The following is a 22605-nucleotide window of genomic DNA, read 5'->3' on the forward strand; positions in this document are numbered from 1 at the left end:
TTCGAGGTGCGGGCTATTCATATAGACCATGGTTGATCAGCGTTTTGTTTTCATTAATGATTCTTAATCCGGTGCAGCGGTCTCTTAAGGTGTGCGCATGTCTGAAGGCATTCTTGACGGAATCCTGCCCGACACCGATTTCGTCAAAATTCGCAGGGCCTCCGGCTGATCTCAGCCAATCAGCCAGCACTTCTCCTTCCGGGAGAGTTTGATAAGCCGATTGGATGGCTTGCCGCCGGCTCGGTGAAAATTCGTTCAGCCCGTCATCCTGAGCGAGCTTTCTGTATGTGTCAGTTAATAAAACAGCTGCACAGCCCACCTTTGCCCCATGAAGAATCTGTGGCCGTTTTTTCTCCATTAATTCCATCTCAATCCAATGTGAAATATGATGCTCTCCGCCTGATGCCGGGCGGGAATGATCTAATGCCAGCATGACAAGCCCCGATACAAGTAAAGACTCCATCAAAACCCGTATGCCTGTTTCCGTTTTCATCGCAATGTCTTCTGTGTGTTCAATGCAGGCAGCAAGCGCCTCCTGAACGATCTTAGCTCCTGCAGGCGAATAAGGCTCACCGGCAAGATGCCGGGATATTTCCCAATCTGCTAAAGACGTGATTTTACCGAGCATGTCACCAAAGCCAGCCGCCACCATTGACTGCGGTGCCGCTTTTAATAGATCCAGATCAGCGAACAGCGCAGATGGGGCCTTCGTTTGAATGGTTGTTTTCGTGCCGTATAAAATAATCGGCGCCCCTGCTGATGTAAAACCGTCTACAGATGGAGCAGTCGGATAAGAAATAAACGGCAAATCTCTTTGAAACGCCGCAAAGCGGACGATATCATGAATCGTGCCCGAACCGACTGCGATCATGACATCCGTTGGTTGTTTCGTATGGATCAGCACATGAATGAGCGATCGTTCATCAGCTGTCACATCTCCGGCTTCATTTTCTGGAATGATCAGGCACTCGGCCTGAAATCCTGCTTGATTCAGTCGGTTTTCTAAATCAATTCCTGCAATGCGGTGTGTATTCGCGTCGCAGACAAGGACAATATGTTGATTGTTTTTTCGTTTTACATAATCCAAAAGCGAATCAGCTGCTTGCTTACCGAGAACAATTTCTTCAACTTTTATAGGTAACGTCTTTTCTCCGGCGTGTTCAAAAGCACGCTGAACGTCAGCTGCGATACGATTCATATCAGAATCCCCTCCTCAGCCAATTTGGTTACATCTTTAATAGAATCCAGCACATAATCCGGCGTGTACAAACGCTGTTCACCCTGTTTCGCAGAACCAGTTAGCACTAAGGCGCTTTTCATGCCATAAAGCTTCCCCATCGCAATGTCAGATTCAATGCTGTCTCCTATAATCATGCATTCATGTGCGGACAGCCCCATTGCTGTACAGGCAGCCTCCACCATCAGCCATGACGGTTTTCCGACAACAAGTTCAGTCTTCGCTTGTGCGGAAGCCTCTATCGCCCCAATCATTCCAGCCACATCAATGGCATTTCCGTCTTCGTTCGGAAAAGAGCGGTCTTTGTTTGTAGCGATAATACGAGCGCCGCCGGCAGCCGCTTGAAAGGCTTGATTTAAATCTTCGTACGTGAGCGTTTCATGAAGGGAGATCACGAGCCAATCCGCTTCCTTCGGTTCGTTCGCGTTCTGCACACCGGCCAGCCTCAGCTCGTCAACCAAGCCTTGCTCCCCAAGCACCCATACCTTTGAAAAACGATAATGTTTTTTCAGAAAAGCCGCTGTCACGCTTGATGACAGAACAATGTCGTTTACGTCCGTTTCAATCCCCGCGCCAAGAAGTTTTTTTCTGCACATGGCACGGGAGATATTCCCCCGGTTGCTTAAAAAGACGATTTTCTTTCCCATTCTCCTAAGCGTTTTGATCGCTTCTCTTGCTCCTTCGATCAACTCATTTCCTCTGAATACAGTACCGTCCAAGTCAATCAGAATGCCAGCCGGTGACACAGGCGTATCATGACTGGCCATAATACGCATTTGCTCCGTGTTTTCGATAAAAATGCTTTTCATGCAGGACTGTATTGATTGGGGTTACATCCTTGTTCAGCATAATGGAGTGATAGGCCATTTCGGCAACCGTTTCTAATACAACTGCGTTATGAATGGCATTTAAGGCGTCAGTGCCCCAGCAGAACGGTCCGTGATTATTCACGAGCACACCCGGCACCTGTTCGTAGTTATGATGCTGAAAGGTTTCCGCTATGACTTTTCCTGTATTCAGTTCGTAGTCATGAATGATTTCTTCATCGTACATTTCTCGAGTACATGGAATCGCACTGTCAAAATAATCAGCATGGGTCGTGCCTAACGGAGGGATGTCTCTGCCCGATTGCGCCCAGCTTGTCGCCCATTGAGAATGGGTATGGACAATTCCCCCGATATTCGGAAAGGCTTTATATAAATAAACATGGGTAGGTGTATCTGAAGAAGGCTTAAGCGAGCCTTCGACGACCTCTCCATCAAGGTTCAAAACAACCAAGTCATCGGCTGTCAGGTCGCTGTATTCGACTCCGCTAGGTTTGATGACAATTCTTTCTTTTTCACGGTCAATGCCGCTGACATTTCCCCACGTAAAGGTTACCAGCTGATGCTCTTGAAGCTTCAGGTTGGCAGCCAGCACTTCTTTTTTTAATGTTTCAAGCATGCTCCATCACCCTTTATCAATTCTTTTTGGCGGCAGATGAAAATTGAAGATTTTTGATCGTTTTCAGACGTTTCATGACATGGTTTTCTTTTCCGAAATAATGAACCAGCTCTTTATATTCAGCGTACAATTTTTCATAAACCGCGGCGTTTTCGGCATTTGGCGTATAAGTTATATCTTTCAGTTTTCCCATGTTCGCCGCTGCCTCTTTGATGTCATCGTAGCCGCCTTTTTCTTTGCCTGCTGCAAGCGCGCCGAAAATGGCAGATCCTAAGGCTGGGGCTTGCGGTGAACCAGAGATTTTAATGTCCATGTTTGTCACATCCGCATAAATCTGCATGACAAACGGGTTTTTCTCAGCTATTCCGCCGGCTGCGTATAGTTCCTCAATCGGAACACCGCTTTCTTTGAATGTTTCGATAATCATCCGTGTTCCGTAAGCTGTCGCCTCAACTAACGCTCTATAAATCTCTTCAGGCTTCGTCAGCAGTGTCATGCCAAGCATCATCCCTGTTAAATCTGCATCAACAAGAGTTGAACGGTTTCCATTCCACCAATCTAAAGCAAGCAGGCCGCTTTCACCTGGCGCTTGATGGTTTGCTTTCTCACTCAGCAGCTCATGAACGCCAATGTTTTTTTCCTTTGCTTCCTCTTGATAAGCTGGCGGGACACATGTTTTCACAAACCAGTCAAAATGATCGCCGACACAGGACTGCCCGGCTTCATATCCCGCATAGCCCGGGAGAATTCCATTGTCCACAACGCCGCACATACCTGGAACGATATGCACCTCTTCACCAAGAAGAACATGGCACGTTGAGGTTCCCATAATCATCAGCATTTTCCCTGGCTCTGTAATGCCGACCGCCGGTACGGAAACATGAGCGTCCACATTGGCAACCGCAACAGCCGTTCCCGGGAGAAGCCCTGTCAGTTTTGCCATTTTTTCAGTCAGACTGCCGGCTTTTTCTCCTACCGAATGAATAGAACCTGCCAATTTGTCCTTTGTAATCGTTTTCATTGAAGGGTTTAATTTCTCAAAGAAATCATCTGACGGATACCCCGCTTTTTCACTCCACATCGCTTTATACCCTGCGGTACAATTGCTTCGCTTGAGCGAGCCGCACAGCTGGTACACGATCCAGTCCGCAGCCTCGATGATCCGGTCAGCCGCTTCATAAATGTGAGGCGCTTCCTCGGCAATTTGCATGACCTTTGGAATCATCCATTCTGATGAAATTTTTCCTCCGTACCGCTGTAAAAAAGCCTCTCCTTCTTCTTCCGCGATTTGATTGAGCCGATCAGCATGTTTTTGGGCCGCATGATGCTTCCAGAGCTTCACATAGCTGTGCGGCTCCTCTTCATATTCAGGCAGCATGCATAACGGCTGCCCGCTGCTGTCAATAGGAAGGATCGTACATGCCGTGAAATCAATTCCAATCCCGATAATGTCTTTCGGTTCAACGCCCGTCTGTTCGAGTAAAGACGGAATGGTTGTTTCCAAGACTTCGAGGTAATCAGCAGGGTGCTGCAGCGCCCAGTCGCGCGGCAGCTTTTGACCGGTTTTTGGAAGGACGGTATCAATGACAGCATGCCTGTATTCTTTTACAGCAGCCGCAAGTTCCTCCCCTGTTTGGACATGAACGAGCACTGCTCTTCCTGATAAAGTTCCAAAATCAACCCCTATTGTGTAAGCCATGTGACATCCCCCTCTACTTTTGAAGCCGGTAAAGCGCCTCGTTCCATTTTAACTCGTGTTTCAGTTTATGAATTGTCGTATCACGGGAAATGAGAACACTTTCGATCCCCGCCATTTCCGCCCAATCAAGCATTTGCTCCGCTGTCAGTTCATAAGACAGGCAGGTATGATGTGCACCGCCGGCTAAAATCCATGCCTCCGCTGCTGTTTTCAATGACGGCTCCGGCTTCCAGAGAACACGGGCAACCGGTAAATTCGGCATGTCTTTTTCAATTTCCTGGCCGTTGACTTCATTCAGCACAAGGCGGAAACGCCCGCCAATATCAACAATGCTAGCTTGAATGGCAGAACCGCTGATGCCGTTAAATACAAAACGCGCAGGGTCCTCTTTGCCGCCAATCGAAAGCGGATGAACCTCGATTTTCGGCTGATCCAAAGCGACAGTCGGACACACTTCAAGCATGTGAGAGCCCAGAATCATTTCATTTCCCGGTTCAAAATGGTACGTGTAATCTTCCATGAAGGAAGTTCTTTTTCCTTTAGCCATGATTTTCATCATCCGTACAAGGGCCGCTGTCTTCCAATCTCCTTCACCGGCAAACCCGTAGCCTTTCTCCATCAGGCGCTGAACGGCAAGTCCCGGCAGCTGTTTCATTCCGTGCAGCACTTCAAACGATGTCGTAAACGCTGTGTATCCGCCTTGCTCAAGAAAAGCGGTTAAGCCAAGTTCAATTTTCGCCTGTTCTTTAATGGACGCTACCTTTGCTTCGTCACGTTTTGTTTCCTCACTGATCACATATAGTCTGTCATACTCGGCATAAAGCGTGTCAACCTCGTCGTCCGTAATGCGATCCATCACTTCAACGAGATCCCCGATGCCATATCCGTCAACCTGCCAGCCAAATTGAATATGCGCTCCCACCTTGTCTCCGTCCGTTACCGCGACATGACGCATGTTGTCTCCAAATCTGGCAACCTTAATATGTCTGCTTTCATTTAATGCAGCCGCCGTATCCATCCACTGGGACATTTCTTTTTTCACTTCTTCATCATCCCAATAGCCGGCAATGACTTTTCGGCTAAGCCCCATTCTCGAGTTGATGTAACCGTACTCACGATCGCCATGCGCGGATTGGTTGCTGTTCATAAAATCCATGTCAATCGTACCCCACGGGATATCGCGATTATATTGGGTATGCAAATGCATAAGCGGTTTTTGATAAGAGGAAAGGCCTTCTATCCACATTTTTGCAGGGGAAAATGTGTGCATCCATGTAATAATGCCAGCACATGTCTCACTGTACTCCGCTTCTCTTAACAGCTCTCTAATGGTTTCCGGTGAAGTGACGACGGGCTTATGAGTGATTTTATATCTGGAAGAAATCCCGCTGAGCCCCTCACAAATGCTTTTAGCATGCTGATCTACGAGTTCCAGCGTCTCTTCCCCGTATAGGTGCTGGCTTCCTGTCACAAACCAGAATTCATAATCCTTTGTCTGAAGCATGTAAACTGCCCCTTTCTCATAAAATAAAACGCTTTCAAATACAAAAGATACGTACTAATAATAGAAAATAAACCTATAAATAAATATTTGTACGAACAATTTCATTATAGTAATTGACTATTATACTGTCAATCTTTTCTTTTAAAAAAAGCCGGGGGCAGAGCCCGGCTTTTTGATTCAATAGGACGGCCAGCCCGAACTCCAATTCAAATCATTGATAAGAAGCTTTGGAATGCCGTTGTCATTGGCATCATAGGCATGGCGAACAAGAATGTTTCCGTTCACAATATCCTGGCCTCCAGGTCCTTTCCATTGGTCATTGCCCGAATCCAAAATGGTGCCTCCGCCTTCAAGCATGCTTTTTCCGCTTTTATCAAGATAAGGGCCTGTAATGTTTTTGGACCTTCCGTAAGCAATTTTGTACGTACTGTTTACCCCGTCACAGCATTTATCAAATGAAACCATTAAATAGTAATACCCATTTTGATACGTAAGAGTAGGAGCTTCTAAGGCACCTCCATTATTCGGTCTAGCTGCAATCGAATAGAGCGAGCCTGTAGGCTTCATCGTACTCTTATCGAGCTTAGTCAGCTTAATGCCGCTCCAAAACGAGCCGAATGCAAGCCACGGGTTGCCATCCTTGTCGAATGTCAGCTCCGGATCAATGGCGTTATAATTATTTGAGCTTGTCGAACGAATCACCAAGCCCTCGTCCTTCCAGCTCCCCGAACTGATGCTTGTTGAAGATGCCAGGCCAATGGCAGATGTATTGCTTCCAAAAGAAGAAACGGAATAATACAGCCAGTACTTGCCGTTATAGTATTGGATGTCCGGCGCCCACTGGTTTTGGCCATAATTCGGCACATAATTGGACCACCACGATAGCGGTGTAGTGAAAATGGATTTTTGTACGGTCCAATTTTTAGCGTCTGAAGACTTCAAAACCCGCAGTCCCCGTTCTTCAGTAAGCCCTGTTCCGAGCGCATACCATGAGCTCCCCTCTTTAATCATAGTCGGGTCATGAAGCAGTTCATTGGATGCACCCCAAAACGCTGCCTCTGCGGGAGCAGCAGAAGTGAATATCAAACCTGCAGCCAGAGCTGCACTCGAAAAATGTAAGAAGCGTTTCCATGTTTTTTTCTTTTTCAATTTTGTTTAACCTCCTTTATATTAGAAAGCGCTTACAAATTAGATTGTTTATCCTCCCTTCCTATCAAATCGAGCTGCGTATCGTATATCGTCATGTTCAGGAAATTTTCGGTATCCCCTTTATTGTAGTCACTATGCTGTAATTTGTACAGACAAAAAAATAGAATCCGCCTCAATAGGCGGATTCTTCCGTATCTTTTATTGGTACGTAATTTCGTCAACCGTTTTTCGGTCTAACTTCTTAATGACTTCTGTAATTAACTTTACCGCGTTTTCATAATCATCACGATGCAGCATGGCCGCGTGCGTATGAATGTAGCGGGTTGCAATGGTAATGGACAGCGCAGGAACGCCATTTGCCGTCAAATGGATGGCACCCGAATCAGTTCCGCCGCCGGCAATGGCATCAAATTGGTAGGGAATGCCGGCTTCCTCTGCAGTTGCCACAACTGCATCGCGCAAACCTTTGTGAGAGACCATAGATGCATCATAAACGATAATCTGCGGGCCTTTGCCCATTTTGCTCTGCGCTTCCTTCTCGGAAATGCCAGGCGTGTCTCCTGCTATCCCTACATCAACACCAAACGCAATATCAGGCTGAATGGTGTGTGCAGCCGTTTTCGCTCCTCTCAGCCCGACTTCCTCCTGCACGGTTCCGACGCCATACACTATATTTGGATGGTCTGTGTTTTGTAAGTTTCTTAACACATCAATTGCAATCGCACAGCCGATGCGGTTGTCCCAGGCCTTTGCGAGTAGGAATTTTTCATTGTTCATGACCGTAAACTCAAAATGCGGAACGACCATATCTCCCGGGAGTACACCCCACTCCAAGGCTTCTTCCCGGCTTGAAGCTCCAATATCAATAAACATGTCTTTTATTTCCACTGATTTTTTTCTTGCTTCAGGAGACAAAATATGAGGCGGCTTAGATCCGATAACCCCTGTGATTTCTCCTTTTTTTGTGACAATGGTGACGCGCTGGGCAAGCATAACCTGAGCCCACCAGCCGCCAACGGTTTGAAAACGGATAAAGCCTTTATCGGTGATTTGTGTCACCATAAAGCCGACTTCATCCAAATGTCCGGCGATCATAATTTTCGGGCCGTTTTCTGCACCAGTTTTTTTGGCAATTAAACTGCCCAGGCGATCTGTTGTCACCTCATCAGCAAATGGTTCTATGTATGATTTCATCACTTGCCTTACTTCTCTTTCATTGCCCGGTATGCCTTTTGCATCTGTTAAATCTTTCAGCATGGTCAATGTTTCATCTAATTTTGCCATGTTCCAAACCCTCCTTCATCAGTCCTGCATTCTTATTATACAAAACATAGCGCTAACCATACGACTATTTCACTTGAAAATCGGGTATATGTTTTTACAGCTTTCTTTTAGAAAAAGTGAAACCTTTTTCTATGCTTTTCGTATTACATCAGATCATCACCATAAGGGAGGTGCCTTCACACAATGTTTGTCATGGTTCTAAGGATTATTTTGCTTGCACTTTTTGCTTATTGTATTTATGCCGTGGTCAAATATGTCGCGAATCCTAAGAGAAGGCTTAAGCTGGCCCAATCAAAAGAACATTTTTATATTATTGATGAACAAAACAATACCCGGAAGAATTTTCAGCTGACGTATAAAGGCGTGCTTTTTGAGGGAGAAAAGCATATTCCTTCCAAGGATCATCCGCTGTTTATTCACACGATCTTTGTCTGGACAGAATCTCCTGAGAAGCTGAAGCATTTCTCTGCAAAAGATTTTGAGAGCATTGAAGAAAAAGTGCTGGAACGATATCCAAATTGTAAGATTGACTGGGACCAGCCCATTAAACTCGCAAAAAAAGCAGAAGAGCGTTAAACGCTTTTCTGCTTTTTATAAATCAAACGGGCTGTAGTAAATAGCGATGAGAATCGCTTCAATTACCAGAAGAAGCGGTACTCCGTACTTAAAAGAAGCGTGTTTCGTTTTATGTCTGAAGGTTTGCATGCCAAGCCAGACACCGAGCGCTCCAAACACGATGGCTATCAGCCACAGCCGGTCTTCAGAAATTCTCCACTTGTGCTGCTGCGCTTTGCGTTTGTCAATGCCCATCACCCAAAAACCGCACAGATTAATCAACACCAAATAAGCAGCAATAATCATGTTGCCTCATCCTTTATATAGAAAAAGCCGCTCTGCTGGAGAGCGGCTCTATATGATTACTTGTTTAATTGAGCTTTAGCAGCATCAGCAAGCTGATTGAATGCAGTAAGATCGTTTACAGCAAGATCAGCAAGCATTTTACGGTTTACTTCGATACCAGAAAGCTTAAGACCGTGCATTAAACGGCTGTAAGAAAGGCCGTTCATGCGAGCAGCTGCGTTGATACGAGTGATCCAAAGTTTACGGAAATCACGTTTTTTCTGACGACGGTCACGGAAAGCATAGTTTCCAGATTTCATGACCTGCTGGTTAGCTACTTTGTATAATGTATGTTTTGAACCGAAATAACCTTTTGCTAATTTAAGAACCTTTTTACGACGCTTACGTGTAACAGTTCCGCCTTTTACTCTTGGCATTGAATTTCCCTCCTAATTGTTCCTTATCCGATTACTTGATGTTAGCAAGCATTTGTTTGATACGTTTGAAGTCTCCTGCGCTTACAACAGCACTCTTGCGAAGCTTACGCTTTTGCTTTTGAGATTTGTTGGCGAATAAGTGACTTGTGTACGCGTGAGAACGTTTTAACTTCCCAGAACCTGTCTTTTTAAAACGTTTAGCAGATCCGCGGTGAGTTTTCATTTTTGGCATGGGATTTCCTCCTTATTGCTTTTCGTTTTTCGGTGCGAGCATTAAGAACATGCTGCGGCCGTCCATTTTTGGTTTTGTTTCGACTGTCGCAACCTCAGCACATGCTTCGGAGAAACGGTCTAATACACGCTGACCGATTTCTTTATGAGTGATTGCGCGTCCTTTAAAGCGGATAGAAGCTTTCACTTTATCGCCTTTTTCAAGGAATTTAATCGCATTGCGCAATTTCGTGTTAAAGTCATGCTCATCGATTGTCGGACTTAACCGAACTTCTTTTAAGTTAATGATTTTTTGATTCTTGCGTGCTTCTTTTTCCTTTTTCTGCTGCTCAAATCGGAACTTACCGTAGTCCATGATTCGGCAGACAGGCGGTTTTGCATTCGCTGCAACTAACACAAGGTCAAGATTTGCGCGGCCGGCGATTTCAAGTGCTTCCTGACGGGACTTGATTCCAAGCTGGTCGCCATTTTGTCCGATTAAACGGACCTCACGTGCACGGATACCCTCATTAACCAATTGATCTTTGCTAATAATGAGCCACCTCCATAGTTTCTTCGAATTGATTCACAACTCATTTTGAATGCATTTTGCAGGCAAACAAAAAGTGTGGGCATTATAAAACACCCACACTACGAACATCTGTATCAATAAAAATGTACGGTCAACCTGCCAACTACATGCATGTGTCAATCAGGTGAGAAGCGGGTGCTTCTGCTTGTGATTTATATTCAATTCAATAACTATTCTACACAATACCGGATCTTTAGTCAAGGACGACTTATCCGGAACAACTTTTACATTGTAACATGGGTTTTCTATGAGCGCAAGAGAGAAAAAGAAAATCTTTCATCCCCACCCAGAATGCAAAGAACCAACAATTCCCCCCTTATTTCGCAATTTACAACAAAACCACCGACAGGAAGAAATGTAAAACAAAGTTAATCTCTGACCGATATAAGAAGCAGAAGGGAGCCTGACACATGAACAAACTGATACAGCTTGCTTTATTTTTCACATTGATATTAACCGGTTGCTCGAATAGCAGCACATCTTCCGAATCAAAAGTCGAAACTGTTAAGACAACTGCAGCATTTCCTCAAAAGGGGCTGGAGAAAGAGCTAAAAAAACTAAAACCCGTTTCATTGGACATGAAGTTCGAGAGTCCACTTGCTACTGAGTTAGGAAAGCGGAAGGCAAAAGAAGAAGCTGAAAAGCAAAGACAAATCGCCGCAGAGAAAAAGCTTGAAAAAGAGCGGGAGGCGAAACGAAAGAAACAGCAGGAGGAAAAAGCAGAGAGACAGCGATTAGCAGAGCAGCAGGCGGCAGAGAATCAGCGATTAGCGGAAGCAAAAAGACAAGCTGAACTTGAAAGACAGCGGCAGGCAGCAATCCAAAAAGAGCAGAAAGCGAACGCTGAGAAAAAGCGGCAATCACAGGCACAACGGCAGCAGACCGAGGCACCCTCATCTAATAGTAAAAATCCACCATCTTCCTCGAGTCAGACAGATAAAACCATTCAACAGCCAGCTTCAGAGCTTCCTGATGACGATGGTTATGGTTATGAAGAACGAAAAAAGTGGCATGACGATCAAGTAGAATGGGGCATTAAACAAGGGTATATCGATCCCGAAGACGCACCATAAAATAAAAAAAGCCAAGGCATTCAGCCTTGGCTTATCCTCCGATCAGCTGCACGAACACAGGGATGACCAGAACCGTTACCACTCCTACTACGACAACAGCAATACTTGCCATCGCAGCTTCAACTTCTCCCATCTCAATCCCGACCGCTACACCAAGTGCATGTCCGGATGTTCCAAGAGCCAATCCTTTAGAAATCGGATTTTTCACTTTAAACACCTTCAAGAACAATGCTCCGAGCGCATATACGATGACAGCGTTAAAGATGACCGCAAAGGCTGTGATGTCGCTGATGCCCCCGATGCCTTTTGATAAAGGAAGCGCAATTGCCGTTGTAGCCGCCTGCGGAAGCATGCTTTTCATTACGGCCGAATCGAGATGAATGCCTTTAGCGAGCAGATAAACAATCGTGACAGAGCAGATAGAGCCGGCAATAATGGAGGCCATGATTTGCCACCAGTATTTTTTAAGCTTATCTCTTTGTTTGTACAAAGGAATTGCAAATGCGATCGTTGCCGGTTCAAGGAAAAACTTAATGATCTCTCCCCCGTTATTATAATCCGCGTAGGAAAAACCGCCGATTTTTAAAAATGCGATCCCCAGCACCATGGCAACAAACAAAGGAGTGAAAAGGAAGAAGCCTTTCGTTTTCTTAAATAAAAAGGTGCCGATGCCGAATGCAGCAAGTGATACGACAATCCCAAAATAAGGACTCATTGTGCTTTCCATTTGAAGAACCTCCTGTTTCCCTTAATGGTGAACGAGTTCGTTATTGTTCTGCGGGCTTTGTACTGTTTTTGTTTTCATGTCCGCTGCGGTCTTGCGTTTTCCGCTCAGCGAAAGAATCAGCTGAGAAAACAATCCCGTAGCCCCCAGCAAAATAATCGTTGCGAGCAGAATGACAAGAACAATTTGCAGGCCGTATTGCTGCATCACACCAAGCGAATTCATAACAGATATACCTGACGGAACAAATAAAAATCCGATCAGAGAGGTTAAAGACGTTCCGAGCGTTTCCACTTGTTCCAGTTTAATGACTTTCAAACATAATAGGAGAAATAATAAGACCAACCCTACAACCGATGCCGGGATAGGTATTGGGACAATAGCGGCAATCATATTTGAAACCAGCATAATGACGGCAAAAATAAATGCTTGTGTTAAAAACCCGTACACTTTTTTAGCACTCATTTTCTTCACCTCTTTCTCTTTGGTACCCTCATTATAAATAAGAATCCCCTGTTATAAAGCGCTTACAAGATAACATGCCGAATAGCGGGGCTGAGTTGCAGAATCAAATGGCTGAAATGCAAAAAGCCGCCCATCAAATATGGAGCAGCTTTTTCAATTCCTTCGCATATGTCCGGCTGACCGGTATTTTCGATCCGTCTTTCATGATCAGATTATACGTTGAATTAAACCATGGCTGAATTTCTTTAATATATTCGGTATTCACGACAAAGCTCCGATGGACGCGGATAAAATCAGAATCCGGCAGCTTTTTCTCAATCACAACGAGTGTATCGCTGACCGTATAAGAATGATCGAAGGTTTTTACATTGACATGACCATCTTCTGTTCCGGCATAGATAATGTCCTTCGTATCCACAATCACAATCGATTCCCCCACAGATAGCGCGAGCTTGTGCTGGCCCGCATGGCTGTTTTGCTCTATTTCTACAATATCCCGATTGACTTTTTTATATTTTTTCAGCGTTTGCTGAATTCTTTCTTCATCGAAAGGCTTGGTTAAATAATCAAGAGCGTCCACCTCAAACGCTTTGAGCGCATACTGGTCATACGCTGTCGCAAACACAACTGCAGGAGGATGCTTCATTTTCTTCAATCGCTTTGCGATATCAAAACCGTTTTCTCCGGATAAATCAACGTCTAGAAACAGCAAATCAGGTTTTTGATCCATCATTTGGTCAAAAGCGGATTCGATATTTTCCGCTTCATTGATTTCCATTTCCTCATTGGTCCGCTTAAGCAAGTAAGCCAGTTCATCTCTTGCCAGCATCTCATCATCAACTATTAACACCCTGAGCATGTTCTTCTCCCTCTTTCATCTGTTGCCATTGGCACTTGAAAGGAAACCTCTGTCCCTTTATGAACCTCACTGCTGATATGCAGTGCAGCCTGCTGTCCGAATAAACCGATCAGCCGCTGATTTAGGTTATAAAGCGCTGTACCGGTTCCCTCCTTAGACGGAAACGGTTTCTTTCCCAGTTCCGGCAAGACGTCCGGCGGAATTCCGCGTCCGTTATCCGCCACCTTCATATAGACGGATGCATCATCAGATAAGACACAGACTGTAACCTTGCATATGTCTTGTTTTTTCGGAAACGCGTGCCGAAGCGCGTTCTCGACAAGCACCTGCAAAACAAACGGAGGGATTTCAATCTGCTCCAGTCTTGTGTCGATCTTAAGCTCAATTTTATATTTCCCGGGAAAACGCGCCTGTTCTAATGACAAATAGGCGTTAAGATGGTTCAGCTCCTTTGAGAGCGGAATCAGCAGCTGTCTCGCTCCTTGAAGGTTTGAACGAAAATAAACACTGAGCTGCAATAGGAGCTTACGGGTTTTTTCAACATCTGTACGGCATAGCGCAGAAATCGTGTTGATCGCATTAAATAAAAAATGCGGATTCACCTGTGCTTGAAGCGCTTTAATTTCAGCATCCTTGAGAAGTTTGCTTTGCAGCTCTGCTTCCCCAAGCTCAAGCTGTGTCGAAAACAGCATGGCCAGCCCCTCGGCAAGTTCCTCCTCTACCTGACTCAGGCCTGCCGGGCTTTTAAAGTACATTTTTAAGGTGCCGATTGTATTGCCGTTCGATGTCAGCGGCAGAACAATTGCAGCGTGCAAAGGGCATTCAGCATGCGTGCATTCAATCTCTTCCTGCGAAATCGCCTTCATAATATGCCCTGTTTTAATCACCTTTTTGGACAGGCCGGTGATCAAACTTTTCGATGGGATGTGGTGATCCATTCCCGCACCGACATGCGCAAGGATCTTTTCTTTATCAGTGAGAGACACCGCATCTGTTCCTGTCAGCTTATGGATAATAGCCGCTACACTTTTACAGGAGTTTTCATTTAATCCTTGGCGAAAAAATGGAAGTGTCTGATCAGCAATCGTCAGCACTCGATGCGTTTCGAGAGCTCTTGCCTGTTCTTCCTTGCGAATGATCGCTTGAATAATAGACAGAAAAATAAAACTGCCTGTTCCATTGATGAGTATCATCGGAATTCCGATCATGCTGACAAGCTCCCAAGCGTCACTGAACGGCTTTGCCATCAGCAAAATAATGATCATTTGCAGTGACTCCATGCCGATTCCCACAAGAGCGGCGATGCGCGGTGTCGGCATTCGATATCGCTTCGTAAAATACCTGCCGATCAAGCCTGCAAGAACACCCGCTAAAATAGATGATACGGCACAGCTTAAAGCCGTGCTGCCACCGAGTGAAAAACGATGCAGGCCCGCCAGTATGCCGATCCCAGCTCCTACAAACGGACCTCCGAGAAGGCCCCCGATTTCCACGCCCAAAATACGGGTATTCGCGATAGAGCCCGATGGATCTATCGTAAACACCCAGTCATTGTTTACAATCATATTTCTTTGAATTTCGATGCCTGTATAATTGCTGATGATGCTGAAAAGAGAAAAAATTGAAATTAAAATCGCTTTTCCTTTATAGCCGTCCTGATTCTGAAGAGCTTGTCTGAAAAGTTTCGTATGGGCGAGAATGAACCCTAATATAACAATAATCCCCACTCTCTCCAGCATCATAATCATTAAATGAATCATTCATGTCACCTGTTCTTTCCGTTTTCATTCTAGCATGTTTTCGTTTTACGGCTGACTGTTTTTTTAAAATCGTCTGAAAACATATTTCACAAGGCTTTTATCTATTGTAAAATAAAACATGAGCCTTTTGGCAGAAAGATTTGAATCTGAAGCAGAGGAGAAGATCATGAAAGCCGTATTTTTTGATTTAGATGATACACTACTTTGGGACGAAAAAAGCGTCAGAACAACATTTGCAGAAACTTGCTTACAGGCGGAGAAAAAATATGGCCTTGACCCTGAGGAATTCGAAGCAGCTGTTCGCGAAGCGGCGAGAGAATTGTACATGTCATATGAGACGTATCCATATACAGTGATGATCGGCATTAACCCGTTTGAAGGACTGTGGTCCAATTTCTCAGAGCCAATCAGTGAAGGCTTTCAAAAGCTGAACAAGATTGTGCCGGAGTACAGAAGAAATGCATGGACAAACGGACTGAAAGCGCTTGGGATCGATGATCCTGCATATGGCGAATACTTGGGAGAGTTTTTTGCGGCAGAGCGCAGAAAACGCCCGTTTGTATATGATGAAACTTTTGCTGTACTCGATCAATTAAAAGGCAAGTATGAATTATTGCTTTTGACAAATGGCGATCCGAGTCTGCAAAAGGAGAAGCTTGCCGGCGTACCTGAGCTCGCTCCTTACTTCAATGAAATCGTCATCTCGGGCGCATTCGGCAAGGGCAAGCCGGATGTTTCAATTTTTGAACACTGCCTTAAGCTGATGAATATTGAAAAAGACGATGCCATCATGGTCGGCGATAATTTGAATACTGATATTTTAGGCGCTTCAAGAGCCGGAATCAAAACCGTTTGGATCAACCGGACTGATAAGAAAAACGAAACTGACGTAACGCCTGATTACATCATCAGCAGCCTTCATGATTTGTTTCCTATATTAGAGAAATAAAAAAGCATGATCTCTTCAACGAGATCATGCTTTTTATTTTATTTTTTCGCTTCAGCTACTGCCTTTTTCACAAACTCATCAAGTGAAATGGTTTCAGAGTTCTGTTCTCCGTATTTACGCACGTTTACCGCTCCGTTTTCTGCTTCTTGGTCACCGACCACCAGCATGTACGGGATTTTTTGCATTTGCGCTTCACGGATTTTGTAGCCGATTTTTTCATCGCGGCTGTCGACTTCAACACGCAGGCCTTCACGTTGCAGGCGTTCCTGCACTTTTTTCGCGTAGTCTAAATGCACAGCCGGAGAAACCGGGATGACTTGGAACTGAACCGGTGCAAGCCATGTCGGCAGCGCGCCTTTGTGTTCTTCGATTAAGAAGGCAACAAAGCGTTCCATTGTTGAAACGACACCTCTGTGAATGACAACCGGACGGTGCTGCTTGCCGTCCTCACCGATGTATGTCAGGTCGAAACGTTCCGGCAATAAGAAATCAAGCTGAACCGTAGACAGTGTTTCTTCTTTTCCGATCGCAGTTTTCACCTGAACATCAAGTTTAGGGCCGTAGAATGCCGCTTCACCTTCTGCTTCGTAATAGTCGTGGCCGATTTCGTCCATTGCCTCTTTCAGCATGGATTGCGCTTTGTTCCACATTTCATCGTCATCAAAATATTTCTCTGTATCTTCCGGATCGCGGTAAGACAGACGGAATGTGTAATCACTTAAACCGAAGTCTTCATAAACATCCTGGATTAAACGGACTGTACGGATAAACTCATCCTTAATTTGATCCGGGCGCACAAAGATGTGTGCATCATTTAACGTCATTCCGCGTACCCGTTGAAGCCCTGACAGCGCACCTGACATTTCATAGCGGTGCATCGTTCCAAGCTCTGCAATACGAATCGGAAGCTCGCGGTAACTGTGAATGTCTTGTTTGTAAATCATCATATGGTGCGGACAGTTCATCGGACGCAATACAAGTGTTTCATTGTCCATTTCCATCGGAGGGAACATGCCTTCCTGATAATGATCCCAGTGTCCTGATGTTTCATACAGCTCTTTGCTGCCTAGCACAGGTGTGTATACGTGCTCATAGCCGAGGCTGATTTCTTTATCAACAATGTAGCGCTCGATGACGCGGCGGATTGTCGCGCCTTTTGGCAGCCAAAGCGGCAGGCCTTGTCCGACTTTTTGAGAGTTCGCAAACAGCTTTAATTCTTTGCCGAGCTTTCTGTGGTCGCGTTCTTTCGCTTCTTCTAGCATACGAAGATGCTCTTCAAGATCAGCTTTTTTGAAGAAAGCTGTGCCATATACGCGCTGAAGCATTTGGTTTTTGCTGTCACCGCGCCAGTATGCGCCTGCAAGGCTTAACAGCTTAAATTCTTTGATTTTTCCGGTTGAAGGAACGTGGACGCCGCGGCACAGGTCAAAGAATTCGCCTTGCTCATAGATCGAAACGGTTTCTCCTTCAGGAATCGCATCCAATAGTTCAAGCTTCAGGTCGTCGCCGATTTCCGCAAAACGGGCTTTCGCTTCTTCACGGCTGACTTCTTTTCGAACGATCGGAAGGTTCGCATTAACGATTTTTTTCATTTCTTTCTCGATTTTCGGCAGATCCTCCGGTGTAATCGCTTCGTCCATTTCTACATCGTAGTAAAACCCGTTTTCGATAACCGGACCGACGCCGAATTTAACATCCTTGTAGATGCGTTTAATCGCTTGAGCCAGCAAGTGAGCCGTACTGTGGCGCATAATTTGAAGACCTTCTTCTGAGCCTTCTGTAATGATTTCCACTGTACCGTCTTCATTGATCGGCGTTCTCAAATCGATTTCTTTTCCGTTCAGTTTTCCGGCTAATGATTTTTTCTTTAATCCCGGACTGATGGATGCCGCGATATCTTCTGTTGTTGTTCCTTTCGCAAACTCCTTGACTGCTCCATCAGGAAATGTGATTTTTACCATATCTGACATCTTTGTCACTCCTTTTTTTGCATATAAAAACCCCGCCCCCTATGAAAGGGACGAGGTTGAATAAACGGAATCGTGGTTCCACCCTTTTTTCCGCAAAGCCAATACGGCACCTGCGGCTCTAAGCTCTGTAACGGGAGTTCCCGTCAGCCATTACTGTTCCTTTTCAAGAGGTTCACAGCTGAAGTTCAAAGGCGGTAAAGCGAATGGTCCTTAGCTGGGAAGCTTGCAGCCAGGGCTTCCCTCTCTTTGAGCCGGTATCATTCCTTCGTGTCCTTATCAATACGTGTGTCTTTCTTAATCTCCTATGTATTATAAATTGTTCAATCCAAAAAATCAACACGATCGCGTTTCCTTTTTTTAAACCGACAGCCTTATATAGACAGGCTGCCGGCCCTCATCCTTCCGAGTGCTTCACCGGTATTTCTGCATCTGTAAAAGCATGCAGCGGGAGCATTTCCACTCTCTCTTGAAATACGTTTTGAATGGTCCTTGCCATCATGTGCTCGGGCTGGTCGGTATAAAGCACGACTTCATCAGGCGCAATGGAAATCAGCGGCGCGAGCAAATGAGAATCAATATACATAGGATGATCCCGGACAAATCTTCTGTCTATGTATTTCATTTTTTCCCGTTCCGGCACATAGCGCAGCTCCCATAATGTAAAGGAACCATCATGGACAATATGCACTTTTTTGATTCGCGGCTGTTTGGCGTTCACATAGTCTCTGAGTGTTTGAATAAAGTTTTGATATTCCTGTTCCATCTTATATTCATCAATCGCTGCTTCTGTAATATCTCTCAGCTGCTTATAGTATGATCCAAGTCGGAAGGTCTGAAAGGAGCGAATGTAAAATACTCCTTCCTCTAAACAGATCGTTTGGAGTTCATCCAAAATAGATTGTTTCCGTGAAAGCTTCAGCGGCTCAAACGGAAGATCGTCTGCTTCACCTTCAATAATACTGTGTGCGAGCTGAAGGATTTGCTGCTGTTCATCCTGGTCCGTGAAACAATAAGTTTCCTCAATCAATGACAGCATATGCTCGTCTTCTTTGCATTCCAAAAAAAATTTGACCAGAATCGGCTCCATAAAACGCTGAATAGGAAAAGCCGGATTCGCTTTTTCAATCCCGATTTTTCGTATGCCTTCACGGACAATGATATTGTTCCGATCGTCCGAATGCTGAATGAGATGTAAAAAAGCGGCTGCATCATGGTCATCTTCAAAGATTATTTCAAGCATGTTTGTCCCCCCTTACGGCATCTGTTACAAGTATATGGGGGATGTTTTTAAAATAGACGTAAAGGTCACTGGCAAATCTTAATTTGATTCTTGGAACAAGTTTTGCATTTTCTTTCTGAGGATGAATGGCAGCGAGATAAACACGATATACAGAGCTAGGACAAGAAAGAAAGCGGGCAGATTGCCAGCCAAAAAGCTCGCACCCAGCACATTAAGCGCAATCGTCCCAGGAATGATACCCACAGCCGTCGCCGCAAAATACGGCAGCGCTTTGACATTGGAAAGACCTGCCGCATAGCTGACGAAATCAAAATTGATCGGCAGGATTCTCAAAAGAAAGATGTAGAAAAATCCGTTATCCTCCATTTGCTTCTGAATGGCTTCAAGCCTTTCGTAATGCCCGTTCTTTTTCGCCGAAAACAAACCGGCCGCAAAAAACGAAACAGCTGAAGCGCACATTGAACCGACTAACGTATAAAGCGTGCCGAGAAGCGGGCCAAACGCAAGTCCGCCAGCTATTGAAATAACAGACACCGGAAATAAAACAAGTGGCCTGACGATGGATATCCCGATAAACATCAGAGGTGCAAAGACTCCGAACGACAATACCCAAACCCTGATTTCTTTCGGCGATACATTCAAATACGTTTTATTTCCCCAATAGAGTAAACCAGCACCTGCAAGCACTGCCAGCCATTTGACAGCCGTTTTTCGTTTCATACCCTCAGTTCCTTCCCCTTTGAACCACAGCAATTATGGATGTCGGCGGTTTTCTCCGTCAAGGCGGATCGGAGCAGCCAAATATAATATCCGCTCCATTAATCTTGCAGCTTTTACTTCTTCTTTTTCTCCCCTCTGCGAATACGTAAAATGATGCTTCAGCTCGTCAGGTGAGAAATTAGAAGAAAAGAACGTTGGCAGCTGCTGGGACATTCTGTGCTGAAGCACCGTTCCGATGACTTCATCCCTTACCCAGCTTGTCATTGATTCTGCTCCGATGTCATCAAGCATCAATACGGGTGTGGTCTTTACCATATTGAGCTTCTCTTCCAATGTCTGGTCTTGCAGCGAATTTTTAAGCTCTCTCACAAATTCAGGCACATAGACAATCATGGAGGAGTACTCTTTTTCCGCCAGCTCATTGGCAATTGCAGCGAGCATAAACGTTTTTCCTACCCCAAATTTCCCGTATAAATATAATCCTTTCCCTTTTCCCGTCTCATTATAGCTTTTCAGGAAGTCTGTAACATGCTGAAACATCGCGAGCCTGCTCGGGTCACTGATATCAACTTGCTGGAACGTCGCTCCGAGAAGATCCTGCTGGATATACATGCTTTTCATAAGAGACTTTTGTTTCTTCTGCTGGTCGAGCTTCCGTTTGACTGGACATTCATAATACTCGATATCAATAGACCGCCCACTGACAACAAGTTTCGGATGGTAGCCCTCCAACAAATTGTTGCAGTTTTCATCTTCCGAACAATAGGAGCAATTCTTGCTTTGTTCAATATATTCATAAAGCTTATTTAAGCTCTTTTCGATCATTTTTTGGTCAATCACTTCTTCGTTTTCCTTCAAAAATGCTTGAACATCTTGATCTTTCATGACTTTTTCCTTCATTTGTTCAAGACGTTTTTGGAAATCCGGCCTGCCGGTTACGCCCTGCAGGGAACGGCCGATTGGTTCCATCTATTCCTTCACCCCGCATCTCTGTCTTTAATAGGCAGAGTATTTTTTCAGTTTTTGCATTTCTTCCATCATCTTTTTCTTCTGTTCTTCCAAATCCTGCGGATGCAGCTTCTGCTGTCCGGATTCTGAGTCAGACGCTGTTTCCTTTTCTGTCATCCAATCAGGAAGCTTTTCTTCACGAATCACTTTTTGGTTTCGTTTCGAAGACTTTGTTTTTCCTTCAGCCCATTCAAGATACTGGCGGTTTTCTTCTATTGCGAGCTTCATCGCTTCCCTGACCGTTTTTACCTTTTTGCGTGCCCAATGCGAAGCGATTTTTTGGATATAGTTTTTGGACAGCTTCATGTCGGTTTTCAGCATGACATAATAAATTAACACATTTGTGACGCCTGGCTCGAGCTTCTGTTCGAACATAATTTCTTCTATGATCTTCAGATCAGCTTTTGACGGCTCTGTTCCGTCAGCAATGTCCTGCAGAAGCTTCTTCGGGGAAATCGCCTCAAGCAATGCAATCAGCTTCCCATCCAGAGAATCCTCTTCTGCCGGTTTTTCGCCTTCACGCAGATGCATCGGCTGTGTTTTTTCCACCAAATCGGGCAGCTGTCCGTTTCTTTCAATTTGATACCAGTCGCTCGCCGCTTTTCTTAATGCCTCCGTCGTAATGACGTCACGCTCATCAATTGCGCTCATTACAACATTTTGCATTTGCAAAGGGTCAATTCCGTACAGATAAGAAAGCTTTTTGATTGTGTCCCGCACCTGCTGGGTCATCGCTTTTCTCGGTATCATCGTCTCAGAAAGTCCCGCTAAAAACAAATCAAAATCAAATACATCCTCCGTTATGGTGTAGGACGGAGACTGTCCGACAGAAGTATACTCGGACCCCTCGGCAAGCCTTACCGTTTCCTCCATATCGGATGTGAGCTTCCATTCACTCGGCTGCAGCGATTCAAACGCATGATTAAACGGACGCGTAATGTCCTTCGCATCTTCTGAAATGGCCGGGTGCGTAAAAAATTGTTTTAATTGCTGATATTTCGTTTTTCCGACTCTATTATACAGAAAAACATTCAGCATTCCGTCTTCAAAAAATTCATTCGGTCTGAGCGGCGGAAGGAGTTCATATATAAAGAGGCGCTCCTGCCGCTCGGATTCTTTCATATATACTTTCAGCAATCCGATGCCCTCGAGCTTCCCCTGTTCCTGATGGATCGTTTTTAAGTTGGACTGTGTCATCCCCATCAGCTGTCTATGTGTGGACTCTCCGCCCCACAGACGGTTTTGTTCAAGCTCTCCCCACAATGTCATATAAAGAGAGAATGCAACAGGGCCGATTAAGGGCTGGTACAGTTGTGTAATAATTTGTCTGTCAATATCCTGCAGCATCGATCTGCTTTTAACCACATACGGGTCTACAGGCAGTACATCTTTCCAATAGTCAGCCATACATTCTCAAACCTTCCGAATTTGTTTCTACCTTT

General features: G+C 45.0%; 22 protein-coding genes, 1 pseudogene and 1 other annotated feature. Of the genes and pseudogenes, 3 read left to right on the forward strand and 20 right to left on the reverse strand.

The annotated features are described in order from the left end of the window. Positions 1-13: 13 nt before the first annotated feature. The 7 genes from egsA to FB592_RS15215 all read right to left on the reverse strand — a co-directional run bounded on the left by egsA (position 14) and on the right by FB592_RS15215 (position 8316). Positions 14-1198, reverse strand: a complete 1185-nt coding sequence (gene egsA / locus FB592_RS15185; RefSeq protein ID WP_141949736.1) for a sn-glycerol-1-phosphate dehydrogenase — start codon at positions 1196-1198, stop codon at positions 14-16. Further along, positions 1195-2013 (reverse strand): sugar-phosphatase AraL, encoded by an 819-nt coding sequence (gene araL / locus FB592_RS15190; protein ID WP_077671574.1) that lies wholly within the window; start codon positions 2011-2013, stop codon positions 1195-1197. The genes egsA and araL overlap by 4 nt, the downstream gene beginning before the upstream one ends. After that, positions 1991-2680 carry an L-ribulose-5-phosphate 4-epimerase gene (gene araD, locus FB592_RS15195; RefSeq protein ID WP_003229501.1) on the reverse strand — a complete coding sequence of 230 codons (690 nt, stop codon included), beginning with the start codon at positions 2678-2680 and terminating at the stop codon, positions 1991-1993. The genes araL and araD overlap by 23 nt, the downstream gene beginning before the upstream one ends. Positions 2681-2696: 16 nt before the next feature. Continuing rightward, positions 2697-4379 carry a ribulokinase gene (gene araB / locus FB592_RS15200; protein WP_041851078.1) on the reverse strand — a complete coding sequence of 561 codons (1683 nt, stop codon included), beginning with the start codon at positions 4377-4379 and terminating at the stop codon, positions 2697-2699. Positions 4380-4392: 13 nt separating this feature from the next. Further along, complete coding sequence (araA, locus tag FB592_RS15205) at positions 4393-5883, reverse strand: L-arabinose isomerase (protein ID WP_041851079.1); 1491 nt, start codon at positions 5881-5883, stop codon at positions 4393-4395. A 177-nt stretch (positions 5884-6060) separates the two neighbouring features. After that, the gene (gene abnA, locus FB592_RS15210; protein WP_015251497.1) at positions 6061-7032 is read right to left on the reverse strand and encodes an arabinan endo-1,5-alpha-L-arabinosidase AbnA; all 972 of its coding nucleotides are present in this window, start codon (positions 7030-7032) and stop codon (positions 6061-6063) included. Positions 7033-7230: 198 nt separating this feature from the next. Continuing rightward, the gene (locus FB592_RS15215; protein WP_024573509.1) at positions 7231-8316 is read right to left on the reverse strand and encodes a M42 family metallopeptidase; all 1086 of its coding nucleotides are present in this window, start codon (positions 8314-8316) and stop codon (positions 7231-7233) included. A 183-nt stretch (positions 8317-8499) separates the two neighbouring features. Between FB592_RS15215 and ysdB the strand changes: the two genes are divergently transcribed. Further along, positions 8500-8892, forward strand: coding sequence for a sigma W pathway protein YsdB (ysdB, locus tag FB592_RS15220; protein ID WP_029318219.1), 393 nt, complete (start codon positions 8500-8502; stop codon positions 8890-8892). Positions 8893-8907: 15 nt separating this feature from the next. Here the strand turns inward: ysdB and FB592_RS15225 are convergent, their stop codons facing one another. Genes FB592_RS15225 through infC form a run of 4 tightly spaced genes read right to left on the reverse strand, consistent with a single transcriptional unit; the run spans position 8908 to position 10359 of the window. Further along, positions 8908-9177: a DUF1294 domain-containing protein gene (locus tag FB592_RS15225; RefSeq protein WP_003229490.1), complete on the reverse strand. Its 270-nt coding sequence runs from the start codon at positions 9175-9177 to the stop codon at positions 8908-8910. Between the two features lie 56 nt (positions 9178-9233). Beyond that, positions 9234-9593: a 50S ribosomal protein L20 gene (rplT, locus tag FB592_RS15230; protein WP_003222420.1), complete on the reverse strand. Its 360-nt coding sequence runs from the start codon at positions 9591-9593 to the stop codon at positions 9234-9236. A 31-nt stretch (positions 9594-9624) separates the two neighbouring features. Beyond that, positions 9625-9825, reverse strand: a complete 201-nt coding sequence (rpmI, locus tag FB592_RS15235; protein WP_003222418.1) for a 50S ribosomal protein L35 — start codon at positions 9823-9825, stop codon at positions 9625-9627. A 12-nt stretch (positions 9826-9837) separates the two neighbouring features. Beyond that, complete coding sequence (gene infC / locus FB592_RS15240; RefSeq protein ID WP_010886591.1) at positions 9838-10359, reverse strand: translation initiation factor IF-3; 522 nt, start codon at positions 10357-10359, stop codon at positions 9838-9840. Positions 10360-10417: 58 nt separating this feature from the next. Then, positions 10418-10548 (reverse strand) — a sequence feature (ribosomal protein L20 leader region). A gap of 257 nt (positions 10549-10805) precedes the next feature. Between infC and FB592_RS15245 the strand changes: the two genes are divergently transcribed. Then, complete coding sequence (locus FB592_RS15245) at positions 10806-11468, forward strand: hypothetical protein (protein ID WP_041851081.1); 663 nt, start codon at positions 10806-10808, stop codon at positions 11466-11468. Between the two features lie 31 nt (positions 11469-11499). On the opposite strand, the gene lrgB is transcribed toward FB592_RS15245, so the two are convergent. From lrgB to lytS, 4 genes and pseudogenes are all read right to left on the reverse strand, one after another. Further along, complete coding sequence (gene lrgB, locus FB592_RS15250; RefSeq protein ID WP_003229482.1) at positions 11500-12195, reverse strand: antiholin-like protein LrgB; 696 nt, start codon at positions 12193-12195, stop codon at positions 11500-11502. Between the two features lie 21 nt (positions 12196-12216). Beyond that, on the reverse strand, positions 12217-12657 hold the full coding sequence (lrgA, locus tag FB592_RS15255) for an antiholin-like murein hydrolase modulator LrgA (protein WP_014477620.1): 441 nt from the start codon (positions 12655-12657) through the stop codon (positions 12217-12219). Positions 12658-12790: 133 nt separating this feature from the next. After that, the gene (gene lytT, locus FB592_RS15260) at positions 12791-13516 is read right to left on the reverse strand and encodes a two-component system response regulator LytT (protein ID WP_019712907.1); all 726 of its coding nucleotides are present in this window, start codon (positions 13514-13516) and stop codon (positions 12791-12793) included. Beyond that, positions 13494-15276, reverse strand: a pseudogene (lytS, locus tag FB592_RS15265) (two-component system sensor histidine kinase LytS). Before lytS ends, lytT begins: the two are co-directional and overlap by 23 nt. Before the next feature lie 166 nt (positions 15277-15442). Between lytS and FB592_RS15270 the strand changes: the two are divergent. Continuing rightward, positions 15443-16225, forward strand: a complete 783-nt coding sequence (locus FB592_RS15270; RefSeq protein ID WP_032726370.1) for an HAD family hydrolase — start codon at positions 15443-15445, stop codon at positions 16223-16225. A 38-nt stretch (positions 16226-16263) separates the two neighbouring features. Here the strand turns inward: FB592_RS15270 and thrS are convergent, their stop codons facing one another. From thrS to dnaB, 5 genes are all read right to left on the reverse strand, one after another. Then, entirely contained in the window at positions 16264-18195 is a 1932-nt protein-coding gene (gene thrS, locus FB592_RS15275) for a threonine--tRNA ligase (protein ID WP_014480529.1), read from the reverse strand. Between the two features lie 394 nt (positions 18196-18589). Next, positions 18590-19435 (reverse strand): putative sporulation protein YtxC, encoded by an 846-nt coding sequence (ytxC, locus tag FB592_RS15280; RefSeq protein WP_021480288.1) that lies wholly within the window; start codon positions 19433-19435, stop codon positions 18590-18592. A 78-nt stretch (positions 19436-19513) separates the two neighbouring features. Continuing rightward, positions 19514-20155, reverse strand: a complete 642-nt coding sequence (locus FB592_RS15285) for a TVP38/TMEM64 family protein (protein ID WP_038828001.1) — start codon at positions 20153-20155, stop codon at positions 19514-19516. 33 nt (positions 20156-20188) lie between these two features. Next, positions 20189-21124, reverse strand: coding sequence for a primosomal protein DnaI (gene dnaI, locus FB592_RS15290; RefSeq protein WP_038827989.1), 936 nt, complete (start codon positions 21122-21124; stop codon positions 20189-20191). A gap of 27 nt (positions 21125-21151) precedes the next feature. Next, entirely contained in the window at positions 21152-22570 is a 1419-nt protein-coding gene (gene dnaB / locus FB592_RS15295; RefSeq protein ID WP_021480291.1) for a replicative helicase loading/DNA remodeling protein DnaB, read from the reverse strand. Positions 22571-22605 lie beyond the last annotated feature (35 nt).

This window comes from Bacillus sp. SJZ110 (assembly GCF_006715455.1).
Classification (GTDB): domain Bacteria; phylum Bacillota; class Bacilli; order Bacillales; family Bacillaceae; genus Bacillus; species Bacillus subtilis.

Bases quoted from the DNA above. Each gene is read 5' to 3' on its own strand.
- FB592_RS15225 (WP_003229490.1), bottom strand. From the start codon at position 9,177: ATGATTATTGCTGCTTATTTGGTGTTGATTAATCTGTGCGGTTTTTGG.
- ysdB (WP_029318219.1), top strand. From the start codon at position 8,500: ATGTTTGTCATGGTTCTAAGGATTATTTTGCTTGCACTTTTTGCTTAT.
- rpmI (WP_003222418.1), bottom strand. From the start codon at position 9,825: ATGCCAAAAATGAAAACTCACCGCGGATCTGCTAAACGTTTTAAAAAG.
- ytxC (WP_021480288.1), bottom strand. From the start codon at position 19,435: ATGCTTGAAATAATCTTTGAAGATGACCATGATGCAGCCGCTTTTTTA.
- FB592_RS15270 (WP_032726370.1), top strand. From the start codon at position 15,443: ATGAAAGCCGTATTTTTTGATTTAGATGATACACTACTTTGGGACGAA.
- FB592_RS15285 (WP_038828001.1), bottom strand. From the start codon at position 20,155: ATGAAACGAAAAACGGCTGTCAAATGGCTGGCAGTGCTTGCAGGTGCT.
- araB (WP_041851078.1), bottom strand. From the start codon at position 4,379: ATGGCTTACACAATAGGGGTTGATTTTGGAACTTTATCAGGAAGAGCA.
- dnaB (WP_021480291.1), bottom strand. From the start codon at position 22,570: ATGGCTGACTATTGGAAAGATGTACTGCCTGTAGACCCGTATGTGGTT.
- egsA (WP_141949736.1), bottom strand. From the start codon at position 1,198: ATGAATCGTATCGCAGCTGACGTTCAGCGTGCTTTTGAACACGCCGGA.
- lytT (WP_019712907.1), bottom strand. From the start codon at position 13,516: ATGCTCAGGGTGTTAATAGTTGATGATGAGATGCTGGCAAGAGATGAA.
- lrgB (WP_003229482.1), bottom strand. From the start codon at position 12,195: ATGGAAAGCACAATGAGTCCTTATTTTGGGATTGTCGTATCACTTGCT.
- dnaI (WP_038827989.1), bottom strand. From the start codon at position 21,124: ATGGAACCAATCGGCCGTTCCCTGCAGGGCGTAACCGGCAGGCCGGAT.
- rplT (WP_003222420.1), bottom strand. From the start codon at position 9,593: ATGCCAAGAGTAAAAGGCGGAACTGTTACACGTAAGCGTCGTAAAAAG.
- FB592_RS15215 (WP_024573509.1), bottom strand. From the start codon at position 8,316: ATGGCAAAATTAGATGAAACATTGACCATGCTGAAAGATTTAACAGAT.
- araA (WP_041851079.1), bottom strand. From the start codon at position 5,883: ATGCTTCAGACAAAGGATTATGAATTCTGGTTTGTGACAGGAAGCCAG.
- araL (WP_077671574.1), bottom strand. From the start codon at position 2,013: ATGCGTATTATGGCCAGTCATGATACGCCTGTGTCACCGGCTGGCATT.
- FB592_RS15245 (WP_041851081.1), top strand. From the start codon at position 10,806: ATGAACAAACTGATACAGCTTGCTTTATTTTTCACATTGATATTAACC.
- thrS (WP_014480529.1), bottom strand. From the start codon at position 18,195: ATGTCAGATATGGTAAAAATCACATTTCCTGATGGAGCAGTCAAGGAG.
- lrgA (WP_014477620.1), bottom strand. From the start codon at position 12,657: ATGAGTGCTAAAAAAGTGTACGGGTTTTTAACACAAGCATTTATTTTT.
- araD (WP_003229501.1), bottom strand. From the start codon at position 2,680: ATGCTTGAAACATTAAAAAAAGAAGTGCTGGCTGCCAACCTGAAGCTT.